The sequence below is a fragment of the Xenorhabdus griffiniae genome (assembly GCF_015163655.1).
Classification (GTDB): Bacteria; Pseudomonadota; Gammaproteobacteria; order Enterobacterales; family Enterobacteriaceae; genus Xenorhabdus; species Xenorhabdus griffiniae.
In genome coordinates this window covers 1-13437 of the sequence record NZ_JADEUF010000111.1, presented here as the reverse complement: position 1 = coordinate 13437, position 13437 = coordinate 1, and the positions used below count along the sequence as shown (strand labels likewise).

Here is a 13437-nt window from a genome sequence, read left to right as displayed (position 1 = left end):
ATATTATATAGTTATGCTTATTTTAATAATTCATATTCAGTAAACTAACGGGACAAGGGCGGGACAGTATCTATTTTATGTGTCCCGTCCCTTTAATAAAGCTTTCCCCGGAAATGAGCAACATCTTTTTGGCTATTGTAAATACGTGTATGGCTAACGCCAAATTTGTCGGTAGAGCTGAGTGGGGATCTTCGCTTAGGTCAAAGCAGTAATTTCTGCTTAGCTCTGGAGCGGAAATATTTCTATAAAGGCTGGCTTTCCAATCCCGTAGTTTGATGTGGTTTCGGAATCGTTAATATTTTTCTGTAGTTTTATGTATAGCTAAGTGAAAAATTTTGAATGATGGGGGCTCGCTTCCTTACAGGCGCATAGCTTCATTGAACCGTTCGGCAACGTGCTTTGCTCTCAAAGATGGTGTAACTTTTGGATCATAAGCAGAATCATGTAGTTAACCGTACCTCAGATTTGAGTTACGGGCACGGCCGTTGATTCCTCCGAAACGAAGCAATTAAAATTAATCAAAGAGTTAAGGCGGAGTTCCGCCTTATATATTCAGCTCCCCGGCTTAATCCCAGCCCAGCTTTCTTAGTTCTGCTCTCATAAAGTCATAGGCAATAATTGCCGACTTAGTATTCTTTGCGTATTGAGTACAGAAAATAGCGTATGCGCTCACTGGAGAAAAATGTTGTTTATAGAAAAAGTACCTTGCCAGTGGATGTTTCTTTTCAGCGTAGATAGGTTTGTCAGGGCAATTATATTGCTCGTCCATCCAAGATATAAATTGGTCTACTGTCAGGTCATAAACTTTCTTGTCAATTTCTAACCAGTAATGATGCTCTCTCTTTTTCCTATCACTGCCTAATACAATTTTAATATCGGCATTGGGGAAAAATTGTTGAGCTACCATACCGAGGAATACAGAAGCCCCCTGACAAGAATTAATCGGGAAGCTATAAAAGAAAGGAATGCCCATATCATTTATTTTCTGGTGCTCTTTTTCAAATACTGTTCGGGTGTCAGCCGCTAATTTAACAAGTCCGTTTTGCATAGTTTGTAATCGATACTATTTAGTTTATAAAAAGGTGAGGGGATAGTTTATCAAGCCTGTCTTTGAGGGTGAAATACTACAAGCAGAACGGCTAACATTGACCATGATTAAAATGAAACGGTTATTTATCGCGATTACCCCACCCGCCTTGCTATCCCGTTTTCCCCTCCACAACACCACGTGTTAATAACCCGATCTGACTGCTGCTTTTTTATTCTGTATTTTTATGTAGTTTTAGATTATTAATTAGATTTGTGAGTGCTTGCTTACTTGTTATGGCTTGGTATTAAAGGCATCGTGAAAATTTCCATTTACCCAAACTTTGTGGTCTTATTGGGTTACTTTGGTATATTTTATCAACATAAACTTTTAAACAGGTAGGATAACCGATGGATATTTTATCAACGTTATTCTTTCAAAATACCCGAAAAATAGGGCTGATAGTGCCGAGTGTGGTGATATCGGAAAAGCACATTGACGCAACTGAAATTACCGAGCACCCGGTACAGTATGGCGCGGCTATTAGCGATCATGCTTATGACAAGCCCGCAGAAGTGACAATGGAAATTGGCTTTGCCGGTGGTGGTTCATTGATTGATGGTTTTGATACGCCTACTAAGATATTTGATTTTGATACCGAAGAAATATTGGGTAAAAACCCTAAAGAAGTTTATGAGCAATTGCTCAAACTCAGAGCCTCTAAGGAGCCGTTCGACGTCATCACGGGCAAACGGCGGTACAGAAACATGCTGATCAGGGCAATTGAGGTCAAGACGGATAAGACCTCTGAGAATGTGCTTATGGTCACGTTGACCTTGCGCGAAGTGATTATTGTCGATATTGCAACGGTCGAGGGTGTGAAAGTTCCACGGGTATCAATGAAAGCACCGTTAGATATAAGACCAGCGGTTGACCGTGGAAGGGTGACGCCAATAACAGTCGACACTAATAAGAGTTTGTTACAAGAGGGGTTTGACGCAGCAGATAAATTATTCGGCGGAGCGTTGACCAGGGCTAGCAAGAGAATCACAGGAGGTTGAAAATGAGCGTTGTTGAGATCCCTTTATTGAATGAAAACCAATTGTTTGATATTCAGCTAGGCGGCATAGAATACCGGATGAAAATACAGTACAGGGAAATTGCAGGTTGGATATTAGATATCATGCACCCTAATAGTGAACCAATTGTCTTGGGGGTGCCATTGGTTACTGGCATCGATATTTTGGAGCGGTATAGGTATCTAGGTTTTAACGGTGCGCTGGTTTTTGTTTGTAATGGTGTTGACGAGAAGAGCGAAGAGGCGGTGGGCGGTACTGGACGGCTATACTTCAAGTCTTTTTGAGATAACATTGATGATCAACGTCTTGACCATGATTCAAAACCTACATCATGATTAGAATCAAACAGTTACCTGTAGCGCAAATATGCTTTACGGGTAATATCAACGAGTTAGGCAACGTGTAAAAATTTGCATCTTAAAGCAGAAGCCATGCAAGGTGGTTAAACTGGTAAAATATTGCAAGTAGCACTGCTTACCAATATCTCGCCAGTTAAGAGCAAGGGGCTTTTGATTCTAACGAATCGGTATAATTAAGTTGAATCAGGTAGTTATATTGATGATCGAAAAACCGATCATCTTGGTTATAGATAACTCTTTGATTCTTTTAATGACGCAGATTTGCGTCATCTCTTGCCCGTTAGCCAATCAAGTGAGCACTTCCCTGTAACTTCTTGATAAGGCTTAATTCTCGCGATTCGCTAGAATTGAAAAACCCTTTGAAATCATTATTATCCAACTTTGGATCACATCATAAAGCTGATAGTAAGTAAAAACCCTTTAAAATCAGGATAGTCCAAAAGTTGTACCATCTATTTATCACGTTCCCTCTATCGACTGCCAATGCTAAACTGTACTTTCTAACTAGTACGTTCGGGGCGGATAAAAAATCATGCACAGAGATATACCGAAGATATTAACGCACTGGGGCGGGTGGGTAGTGCAAGGCAGGGTTAACATTGGGTGGAAGTCGGTATCAGCCGGGTTTAAAGACGCGGTGACTTATACCAGCAACAACAAATTATCGTGCAGTGACGAGGACGGCATGATTATAGATGGCTGCGTTGCCAAGCTGCGTAATGTGGGTATGGCTCAGGAATGCGATTTTATCGAGCACCACTATGTTAGCGGCATGTCTAAACGCGCAATTGGTCGCAAGTTCAAGCTCAGTGAAAGCGAAGTCAGAAAGCGTATGCTAGTGGCTGAAAGTTTTATCTTAGGTTGCCTGGAGGTTTTGGACGAGCCATTAGAAATAGACCTAATCTATGGCTTCCACGGTAACAGGGCGAATTTGTCCAGTTCAGCATTAAACGCTCAACGGTAAAAAGCCTATCCCTTGCCCGATAACCCGCGCGAACGGCTCCACCAGCAAAGTGATTCCGGCTACCCACCGGAATTAAGTCAATTCAACGAGTTAGATACACTACCCGGTCAACTTCCTCCAATGCAGGAAGTTAATATCAATCAACAATTTATATATCCCACCTAATCATAACCATTTGATTACGCTTAATTGTTCCAAAACAGCACGATTAGACTTTGGACAAAATCCACCAGCTATAGCACAATGTTATTCGATGGGGCTATCTCGACGGAGAGAAAAGCGGTACGCCTTACCGCCTGCCTCATCACCTCCATTGTTAAGGCATAACGTTTATAAGGCGGGCGTGATGAAAGATCCAAAACCAAAACCTCTGGCATGTGTATTTGAAAATCCCCCCATGAGCGTTGCGTTAGACTTACTCAACGCAACCGAACCACCCTTTAAAGTAACAGCAAAACACCTTGAACTATGGTTTAAAGAGGGGGTTATAGGTAGGTATAGACTTACAGACGATATACGGGATCTATGGTTTAAAGAAGGTCTAGGGTACTTATTCAGCTTACATTTTGGAGAAGCCGAAAAACATAAATACCTTGCTGTACGCTTTGGCGATTCGGAGTGGAATACAGCCGTTCTGAGTGGTATCGATTTATCAACCGGAGAAATAAACAAGGAAAAAGCAGGAAAAAAAAGCAAGATGCGTAGTTATCGTCGTTACATGATTGACGATGCTACAGAGCTTTATGCGAGCAGTAAGAACAAGAATAAAAAAAAGAAATCTGGCGCTGCATATGATGAAAATCAGGGCACAGAATACATTGAATCAGCAACGTTCCCCATGCCAGAGCCTGTTATTCCGCGTTTTGAGTTAGAGAAGCTATACGCGATTATTCACAATATCCCCTTATCTGAAAATAAACCAACGAAAAAAAATAAACCGGAGTCACAATTAAAAGATAACAAAATATCCGCCAAGAAGTTTAATACTCTCGCCCGGTTTACAAAGGCGGTACTTTACGCAGCGTATGACTCTGATACCGCTGAATACCCCCGCCGAGAATTAGATAACCCCGATAGTGGAATACGCCAAGATTTGCGAGATCGTGGCGTAGCTCACTTAGATGGAAGAAAAATACAAGACTACTTACGTGAAGCAGCTATCGAGATAACGCCATTTCTTGAAAGCGTGGATATCAAAATGGTGAATGATAAATAGTCCCTCATCTTACTTTTTTGGAATATTTGGAATATTCCCGGAACATTCGAATATTCCAAATTCAAATGCCTTAGTCTTTCTCTCGTTCCTCCAATACCAATTACTAACAACCGAGAAAGGCTATTATTTATGAAACACTCTCTTATCAGATTACCCGAAGTATGTCGCCGTACTGGTTTAGGCAAGTCCACGGTGTACAAATACATTTCCGAAGGGAAGTTCCCCAAGCAAATAAAGACCGGCGCTCGCGCTTCTGCGTTTATCGAAAGTGAAGTTGATGCGTGGATTAACCAGCGCATTATTGCCGCTCGTTTAGATGAACGCTTGGAGGCAGCGCGTAATGGCTAATATTGTATCCATTGCCCGGCAACTCACAGGCTTATCTTTGCTGGTGGATCTAAGGGCATGTCTAACATCGCAAGCCGAAGTACTTTTATCACCGTACCCTACCAAATAACGGAGTCATAAACGTGGAACATTTAAAAAGTGGCTTAAATGCCACCGGACAAACTCGCTCTAAATTCAGCCAGCACGATACTAGCGAACTATCTTTCGCTGAAATGTTACCGGTTATTCAAGGCACGATTAACGGTCAATTAATTAATGGCGCGAGTGCAAAAGCATTACATGAGGCATTAGGTGTTAAGCGTGCTTTCGCTGCCTGGATTGGTGACAGGATTAACCAATACAGTTTTATTGAGAATCAAGATTATTCTGTCGTCGAAAATTTGCGCTATCCAAATTCGGACAGCGCAAAATCCAGACAACAATTAACAAAAGACTATCACGTCACTATTAACATGGCGAAAGAGCTGGCAATGGTTGAGCGTACCGACCAAGGGCGCTTAATCCGCCAGTACTTTATCAAGTGCGAGGAAGCGTTACACAAAGTTGCTCCAGTAGTGACTAAAGAACTACGTAGTGAGCTGAAAGCACGCTTAAAGGCACAAAGCTACCACAAGCCGATGTGTGCAGCGTTGGAAATGGCGCGTATGGAGCAGGGCAAAACCACATTGCCACGTCATTACACCAATGAATCAAACATGCTGAACCGTATTGTATTGGCGGGCATGACTGCCAAACAGTGGGCGCAGCAGCATAGCATTATTGGCAATCCTCGTGATGCAATGAGCGAATTACAGCTTGAGCACCTTTCCTATCTGGAGCAGACCAACACAACGCTGATTGAGCTAGGCATGGACTACTCTACCCGTAAAGACAAGTTAATGGGCTTATCTCAGAAATGGTTAGCGCAGCGCATGGAGGCCAAGTAATGACAACGTGCAACACTACGCAACCTATTGAGTTTTTTAGCGCTATAAGAGAGAGCCATCACAAAAATAGTGATCATTGTCTCTTTACTTTGTTATCCAACATTGGCTATATTGACTGCGCACCAGCAAAATCTGGTGTCAGGCGTGAGAACCTGATTAACATCTTGGCGACACATGACGCGCCTAGCGTCTTTTTTTGTGTCACTGCATCGCAGCACCTTTCATTTGAGGCGGTATTCGCCTATACGTATTCAATGGTGCCGCTAGCGGAGCTACCGAAAGGTAGGCTGGTTTCCTTGATGTCCAGTATTCTCACCTCTGCTAGTGTCACCGCCCTTTCCGAGTGTGAGAACTCTGGTGGTGACTCCTTATATTACATCAAGGAGATCGCAACTATGGCGACTATCCCTACCCCCACTCATTTCAAATTCGTGTTTCTGAGCGTCAAGCGCGCAGATTTAAACGCTATACCCAGCCGTGTAGAGACTATTGCCCCTGACGAGCACAATGCCCGTTCTACGCTTTCCCGTGATTTCGTCCTGCTCTTTGCTGGTCGCCTGCCAGTACAGGAGGTGCGCCATGTCTGATCGTTCCTTAACAACTATCTATGCTCACCCCGCTGATGTGTTAGAGCCAGTGGCCGCATTCCTTAAAGCCGTGGAGTATTTGCGCCTAGACCCCGAAGCAAGGGATATCGAAGCCGATTTACTGGAGTACGCCCAGCAACTGTTACAACTGCATACCGAAGAGGGCAAGCGCGCTTACTGGACGGCTGAGACTGAACCCCACGTTAACCAGGCTAATGAGGTGCAATATGCGTGATTACAGAACGGTTATCGAAAACGGCATTGTGACGCTGTACAGCCAGTCCGAGGAAAACAGGCCTGAGATGATAGTGGCTTCTCTGCCTGCGACTTCTATTTTAGACCGGGTTAATGGTGGCGAATGGGACTACCAAACCGATGTCGCTTTAGAGCTAATGATGGCATGGCTAACCACACACCCCGAAGGGCAAGCGGTCGGTGATATTCGTTTCTTTCGTTGGCTGGTGGCGCATGTTTGGATTCTGGAACAAAGGGAAAAACACAACAGCAACGCCATTTTTAAGCTGAAAAATTCCCCGGTAATACTTCCATTATTCTTATCTACTGAATGCTCAGCACTGGAGAACAATATTGAAGGTGCGTTGATTGAGCGATTTGGCCACGAGAAAGGGTTAAAGAACGCTGTCAGTTTCTATTGGCAAATGCTAACGGGGTTCCCTGGTCAAGGCGCGGCGCTGTCTGATTTTGGTCGAGAAGTCATGTTCGATCTGCATCGCGGCTTTATTGAAGAGGGCTTACCGCAGATGGCGGGCAACAAGCCGAGGGTGATGCACTGATGAACAAATCTAAATCCACCAGCGTTGTCTCTGAGACAGTTAACGATGCTATGAATGAGCAGAACGGTAATGCCGAGGAAGCGATAAATACAGCTAAAGAAATTGATTTTGGCGAAGATTTTCGAGAACCAAGAGTTGTTCCGATACTGACGGTGTTTGAGGAAAACGTAAGCAAATCACGCAGCCGTAAGCTCACGAAGAATGCGACCAGAAATGCCCCCTACAGTCAGGTATTTAAATCCTCAAACGCGATTAAATTTAGTGGCGGCTCAAAACATATCGGAACCAAATCGAAGAAATGTAAGCGTAAGCAGAAAAAGAAAGGGGGACGCTAACGAGCTGTATCGGAAATAAACGCGAACGATAAAAGATGCCGTATATAAATTAAGGCAGGGATAAATATATCCCCTCCCCGGAATAATAGCCAATATGTAATTTCCTACGTATTGGCTTTCTATGTTTCGCTATTACAGCCTGCATATGCAGAGTGTATTTCTTATTACAGCCTGCACGTGTAAAGGGCTTCTTTGTTATTTCGTTAATGGCTATTTTTCTCGCGTTTATTTTCGTTTATGGCCGTTTAACGCAGGAGAATACGTAATGAGTATTAGTGAATCGATGCTGACTAAAAAAGAAGTGAAAGCGGCGCTGCACTATAAATCCGATAGTGGCTTCCATGAGTTTTTAAAAAGAACACCTGAATTCCCTAAGTCCGTGAAATTGGGATTACGGCGCATTGGTTGGGCAGCAAGTGAGGTTAATAAATATATTGAGTCTCGTCTTAATACCCGTGGACAGGAGAATAGATAATATGGCTAACAATAGACATCTGCGCTCTCAAAATGATCACATCGCTGTTATGCAACGCAGCTATTCCATTAAAAGTAACACACGCATTCCCGATTTAGTTAATCCGCGAAATTACGATGAATTGGTACTTGTTGCTGAGAATTATGTTAACCGTGCTCTATGCCGTCGTGCTGCTGCCATAGAACGCCGGGAGAACAGAAAGAAAGGAAACCGTAATAATGGCCGATAAAATTTATTATTCCCGTGGACGGGATGTATACGATATTACCCCTGAACAACGATGTGCCGAAAATGCAGATCAGTTCATTGAGCAATTAATAACTGATACTGCGACAGCTAAAAAGAAACAATATTTTTGTGCAGCAATGGAACAGGGGGAACACCCAAGAGGCAATACCCCGAAAGAAAAATACCCTGAGAAGTTTCAGGGTATAAAAAATTGGAGGCTTTCAGCATTAGCGGCTAAACGCCGCTTTGTATCGTTTGACTGCGATAGTTTTGACAGCCCCCAAACATTTGATGCGATGGTCAGTTACTTAAAAAAGACGTTCAAAGGTGTGCTTTATACGACTTTCAATTATACCGAAGATGCTCCGCGTTGTCGTTTTGTAATACTCCTAAATTCGGAGGTAGATCGCACTGAGGGCATTCATGTTTGCCAGATGATAGCCAGTAAAATAGAAACAGCCATTCAACAAATCGCCGAAGAGGATTTGATCAGCGAGTGGAAGCCTGTCATTGGGTGGGATGAATCTGTCTATCGTGCCGAACAACAATGCTATTTACCCATAGTGAATGCTGTACGCCGGAAAACCAAAACCGGGGAGGATGTGACTGATGCCATTATCCACCATTTAGACGGTGAGCTGGCAGACGTAGCGAACTATCTTGCTATGACTCCGCTTGTGTCGAAGACACCTCCCGGGCCTGTAAGACAACACTATGATAGTGACTCTGATTTAGACCGCTGGTATGAGATAGACGAACATACATTAGATGATTTACAGGCTGCTCTGTTTTCCCCTGCGATGTTGGCAATATCAGAGGGAGGCAGACAAAATTGGCAAAGGGTAATCGCTGCTCTTGGTAGTTTGAAAAACACACCCTATGAAGACAATGCATACCAATTGGCGCTGGAATGGTCTGAGGCGGGTGGAGCGGCATTTGATGCTGTTCACTTTGAATCAACTTGGGATACTTCCCGTGCTGATCTCACCAGTTATAAATGGATATTTTCGCACGCTGCCTCGCTTGGGTGGGAAAACCCCCAAATTCTTCGACCTTATTTAGAATTAGAAAAGCACGGTTTTTATATGACCGAGGACGGTCTAATGAAGAATGTTGAAGAGGGAAAAGGGAAGGCAAAAAACATTGTAGCCCGGAAGATATCTGCACCGTTCTCAGTGCTGGGATTAACTCGTGATATGTATAGCGATAACTGGGGAAAGCTGATTTCATTTAAAGACCGGGATCGGGAAACTAAGCAATTCATTGTACCGGATGAGCAATTACATAAATCCAGTAGTGATATTATCCCTACTTTGTCTAAGTTGGGGTTATATATCAGTACCAATATGAGCCGTGGTCTATTGGAATATCTTAATATCTCAACGGCAAGGGAGCGCATAACCTTAGCCACTTCAACGGGCTGGTTTAATGATCACTTGTTTGTATTGCCAGAAAGTACGATAGGTAGTTCCACCAGCAAAGTGATGTACCAATTATCCGGGCGTAAAAAGAGTGAAAGCAGTCAATTAACGCAGTCTGGTTCTCTTGAAGAATGGCAGAAAAATATCAGCACGAAATGCGCCGGTAATACCCGGTTAGTATTTTCTCTCTGCGTTGCTTTTGCTGCGCCTTTGCTCAATGTATTGGGCGTTGATGGCGGGGTATTCAGCCTGAAAGGGGCATCAACCAAAGGTAAGAGTACCGCTCAGCATATCGCCGCCTCTGTATGGGGTAGCGGTGCAACGACAGGCGGTTATTCTCATAGTTGCAATACCACTTTAGTCGGGATCGAGGTATTGGCCACAGCTCATAATGACCTGCCGTTAATCCTGGATGAACTGAAAAGCGTTAACCCTAAGCTGGTGGGGCAGATTGCTTATATGCTGGCTCTTGGGCAGGGAAAGGCACGAGGCACAAAGGATGTTACTTTGCGTGAGACGCTACAATGGCGGACTCTGGTACTGGCATCCAGTGAAGACGCTTTCGAGAGTTATCTTAAGGCTTCGGGTGAGAGAGTTGCCGCTGGTCAGCAAGCACGGTTTGTGGATATCCCAGCAATAGTAAGCGATGAAAATGGCGTTTTTGATACCCTCCACGGTTCAGGCACAGCAAAAGAATTTGCTGATTCGCTGAATGCTTTAACAACGAAATATTATGGTTGTGCCGGTATCTCATGGCTTGAAAAGCTTACCGCTTCTACCCGTTCGGAGTTGGTTGATCGCTTGCGAGAGTTAATCACTGAGTTTAAGTCAAGCTATAGGCCAGACGATGCAGGAGCACAGTTAGACCGAGTATTAGAGCGGTTTGCTCTATGTGCTGCTGCGGGAGAGCTAGCGACGGAATGGGGTATTACTGGATGGGATACCGAGGAATCGCTACGCTGCGTAGGTGAGTGCTTCAACGCCTATATAGATGATAGGGGGACTACTGGCGATTTGGAAGCGGTAAACGGCATTGAGCGGTTGCGTTCATATCTCAGTACATATAGTGAATCGCGCTTTCGTTCTTCCTCTAATGACACTGGGAGTATGCCTATATCCGATGGGTATATTACTTTGTCCAATGGGAAGAGTGTTGGCTTGGCTGATTTCAGCAACGAATCAGTATCTGCTGATGATACCCCTCTATCCCGTATTTATTGGATTACGTCAGACGCATTGAAAGATCGTGCGCTGGATGGCTGTAATTTTGATATAACAATTGCCGCGTTACACAAGAAAGGAGTGCTTATTGGGGTAACGGAGGAGACAGGCAAGAACGGTAAATCACGCACTGTTTATAATCCTAAGAAACGTGCCCCACTTGGGTATCCAGACCAGCGTAGATTTTACCGAATAGATGAAGAAAAGCTATTTGAGTAATAAAAGAGCCGGAGCAATCCGGCTTATTTCTTTTTACTGGCTCTTCTATTTGTCGAGTAGCGTTTTTACCCATCCGTAAATAGTACGGTATGTTGGTTCATTCAATCGTTGTCCGTTATTATTTAAAGGGTGCAGCCTATTATAAGCTGGGGTTGCTGGTGGATTTTCTTTTATCCAATCGCGGTAACAAGAGTCCGCGGCGGTAGCTAGCGCGGCTTTAGTTATGTTTCTACTTGTAGTATTGATAGTTTCTTGTGCCCATTTTCTAATCGAAATTTTAAGTGGGCCATAGTAGTTGTCATGTCTCGCTTTTGCTGCTTTTCTGCGCTTATATTTAATGTCTAGGTTTTCAAAGTCGTTAATAATCTCGTTGTCATATTGCTCTTGAGCCAAGATTGCAAAGACGAGGTTAGAGGCTGCTAAATAGCATGATACACTATTAGAGTCCTCGGTTAACCCCCATCCCCATATAGCACACGCACTGACCAGTAAGTCATTCTTGGTACTGTTTATAGATGTATCGACTATAAAGTAACGCCAAACATCGCTACCGGGCTGACACAGTTCTTTTATATAGCTAACAGGCCCATATAGCATATCCCATATGTCTAATCTGGATAATGATGCTTCTCGTTCAGCATCGGTTAAGTTAGCAACTTGGCCAGCACACCAATAAGCCGGGGAGTGAGGATATAGCCCGTCCTCCATCCCTCGCCCCATATTGTAGTAATCGAGTGCTGCGTTGACATTCTCAATAATAAAAAGCTCATCCGACATAATCACTTCCTACGACACGTAATCCTTTGACGCTTCCAGCTACTGTTAAATCACCCATTGCTGCACCTTTTACATACAGCCCCCACCAGTCCATCATAACCCTGCGCTGTTCTAAATAGGTGGCTCTGTTATACGCTGCCCGGACAGAGTTCTTTTCCCCCATGAGCCAACACAGCTTCTATAGCATCGGGCATAAAGCCTTGTTCATTTAATGCTGTGCTGATGATTGAGCGGATACCATGAGCAGTGAGGATATCTTGGTATCCCATGCGCTTTAGTGCCATATTTGCCGTCTGGCTACTCATGTGCGTATTGGGGGTAGATCTGTGGGGAAAGACAAATTCTCTATGCCCGCTGATAGGCTTCATCACTTCAAGAATATCTAAAGCCGGTTGGCATAAAGGCACTGTGTGAGGGCGATCCATCTTCATCGTTTCCGCGGGCGCATTCCAGAGTCTGTTATCAAAGTCTATTTCAGACCAACGAGCTTTTACCGCTTCCCCCGGGCGCATAGCGGTTAATAGTTGCCACTCAATAACTAAACGGGTTTGCCGTTCTACCTTTGCAATGGAGAGTGCTTGCATTAATCCGGGGAGTTCTTCGGGTCGAATGGTCGGGTTATGCTTTTTCTTTGGCTTAGGAAAGGCTTTGCTGACAGTGGTAAAAGGATTGGCATCAATAACGCCTAAGTTCATGGCGTAGTCGATGATCTCCACGGTTCTTTGCGTCAGGCGTTTAATCGTTTCCAGATTGCCCCGTGCTTCAATCGGCTTGAGCACTTCCACCAGCATAGGCGCTTTGAGGCTTGATATCGGTACATCACCGAGTTTAGGGAATATATCTTTTTCCAGTGAGCGCCAGATGTCTTTGGCGTAATCCTCACTAACTGTAGTTTTCTTCACCTCGAACCAGCGAATAGCAATATTCTTTAAGGTGTTGCTGTTCTCTTCCTGTATTGCCGCTGCTTGCTGTTTACGCTGGTCAACCGGATCAATATTGTTAGCCAGTAGCGCTTTTGCTTCGTCTTTGAGTCGGCGCGCATCTGCCAGCTTAATAGAGGGGTATTCACCGAACGCAATCATGGTGCGCTTTTGGGTGAGTGGTTTGTAGTATCGGAAATACCAGAGCTTAATGCCTGATGCTTTTACGAGGAGTTCTAGATTATCCCCATCACGATAGATCGTATCTTTGGGCTTACCCGTTTTGCTATCAAGTTTGGCTTTGGCATTAGATACCGTTGTAGGGGAAAGCGGCGTTATCTTTTTTGGCATCATGCACCTCTAACCGTAGTAGTAAGTGTTCTATGTGGTAGTAGTAAGCATTTATTGGTTTTGTCGGGCTGTTACTACTAACTTTACGCGATGCTCGACTTTCTAGATGAGATGACATAGTGAATTGAAATGACATAGCCCTGCCTTTATAACCTTAAGTTGCGAAACAAAGAGCAATAAAGGAACAAAA

Annotated in this window: 15 protein-coding genes and 1 pseudogene; 13 read left to right on the top strand and 3 right to left on the bottom strand. The window is 44.0% G+C overall.

The annotated features are described in order from the left end of the window. Positions 1 to 565 precede the first annotated feature (565 nt). Positions 566 to 1048, bottom strand: a complete 483-nt coding sequence (locus tag IQ211_RS15270) for a hypothetical protein (protein WP_189760427.1) — start codon at positions 1046 to 1048, stop codon at positions 566 to 568. Between the two features lie 389 nt (positions 1049 to 1437). Here IQ211_RS15270 and IQ211_RS15265 point away from each other — a divergent pair, with 389 nt between their 5' ends. From IQ211_RS15265 to IQ211_RS15205, 13 genes are all read left to right on the top strand, one after another. Beyond that, complete coding sequence (locus tag IQ211_RS15265; RefSeq protein ID WP_189760428.1) at positions 1438 to 2088, top strand: phage baseplate protein; 651 nt, start codon at positions 1438 to 1440, stop codon at positions 2086 to 2088. A 2-nt stretch (positions 2089 to 2090) separates the two neighbouring features. Next, positions 2091 to 2390: a phage baseplate plug family protein gene (locus IQ211_RS15260; protein ID WP_189760429.1), complete on the top strand. Its 300-nt coding sequence runs from the start codon at positions 2091 to 2093 to the stop codon at positions 2388 to 2390. 607 nt (positions 2391 to 2997) lie between these two features. Continuing rightward, entirely contained in the window at positions 2998 to 3429 is a 432-nt protein-coding gene (locus IQ211_RS15255) for an antiterminator Q family protein (RefSeq protein ID WP_189760430.1), read from the top strand. 346 nt (positions 3430 to 3775) lie between these two features. Continuing rightward, entirely contained in the window at positions 3776 to 4645 is an 870-nt protein-coding gene (locus tag IQ211_RS15250) for a hypothetical protein (protein WP_189760441.1), read from the top strand. Positions 4646 to 4774: 129 nt separating this feature from the next. After that, the gene (locus IQ211_RS15245; protein ID WP_189760431.1) at positions 4775 to 4993 is read left to right on the top strand and encodes a helix-turn-helix transcriptional regulator; all 219 of its coding nucleotides are present in this window, start codon (positions 4775 to 4777) and stop codon (positions 4991 to 4993) included. A gap of 122 nt (positions 4994 to 5115) precedes the next feature. After that, positions 5116 to 5919 carry an antA/AntB antirepressor family protein gene (locus tag IQ211_RS15240; RefSeq protein ID WP_282885502.1) on the top strand — a complete coding sequence of 268 codons (804 nt, stop codon included), beginning with the start codon at positions 5116 to 5118 and terminating at the stop codon, positions 5917 to 5919. Then, entirely contained in the window at positions 5919 to 6506 is a 588-nt protein-coding gene (locus IQ211_RS15235; RefSeq protein ID WP_189760432.1) for a host cell division inhibitor Icd-like protein, read from the top strand. The genes IQ211_RS15240 and IQ211_RS15235 overlap by 1 nt, the downstream gene beginning before the upstream one ends. Next, positions 6499 to 6741: a hypothetical protein gene (locus tag IQ211_RS15230; protein ID WP_189760433.1), complete on the top strand. Its 243-nt coding sequence runs from the start codon at positions 6499 to 6501 to the stop codon at positions 6739 to 6741. The genes IQ211_RS15235 and IQ211_RS15230 overlap by 8 nt, the downstream gene beginning before the upstream one ends. Next, the gene (locus IQ211_RS15225) at positions 6734 to 7300 is read left to right on the top strand and encodes a hypothetical protein (RefSeq protein ID WP_189760434.1); all 567 of its coding nucleotides are present in this window, start codon (positions 6734 to 6736) and stop codon (positions 7298 to 7300) included. Before IQ211_RS15230 ends, IQ211_RS15225 begins: the two co-directional genes overlap by 8 nt. Next, complete coding sequence (locus IQ211_RS15220; protein WP_189760435.1) at positions 7300 to 7635, top strand: hypothetical protein; 336 nt, start codon at positions 7300 to 7302, stop codon at positions 7633 to 7635. The genes IQ211_RS15225 and IQ211_RS15220 overlap by 1 nt, the downstream gene beginning before the upstream one ends. 265 nt (positions 7636 to 7900) lie before the next feature. Next, positions 7901 to 8110 carry a helix-turn-helix transcriptional regulator gene (locus IQ211_RS15215; protein WP_189760436.1) on the top strand — a complete coding sequence of 70 codons (210 nt, stop codon included), beginning with the start codon at positions 7901 to 7903 and terminating at the stop codon, positions 8108 to 8110. A gap of 1 nt (position 8111) precedes the next feature. Beyond that, the gene (locus IQ211_RS15210) at positions 8112 to 8339 is read left to right on the top strand and encodes a hypothetical protein (protein ID WP_189760437.1); all 228 of its coding nucleotides are present in this window, start codon (positions 8112 to 8114) and stop codon (positions 8337 to 8339) included. After that, positions 8329 to 11199 (top strand): DUF927 domain-containing protein, encoded by a 2871-nt coding sequence (locus tag IQ211_RS15205; RefSeq protein ID WP_189760438.1) that lies wholly within the window; start codon positions 8329 to 8331, stop codon positions 11197 to 11199. The genes IQ211_RS15210 and IQ211_RS15205 overlap by 11 nt, the downstream gene beginning before the upstream one ends. A gap of 45 nt (positions 11200 to 11244) precedes the next feature. Here IQ211_RS15205 and IQ211_RS15200 read toward each other — a convergent pair whose 3' ends face one another. Together IQ211_RS15200 and IQ211_RS15195 are read right to left on the bottom strand one after the other, a co-directional pair. Beyond that, on the bottom strand, positions 11245 to 11976 hold the full coding sequence (locus IQ211_RS15200; protein WP_189760439.1) for a hypothetical protein: 732 nt from the start codon (positions 11974 to 11976) through the stop codon (positions 11245 to 11247). Beyond that, positions 11966 to 13247, bottom strand: a pseudogene (locus IQ211_RS15195) (integrase domain-containing protein). The gene IQ211_RS15200 and the pseudogene IQ211_RS15195 overlap by 11 nt, the downstream one beginning before the upstream one ends. Positions 13248 to 13437: the final 190 nt, after the last annotated feature.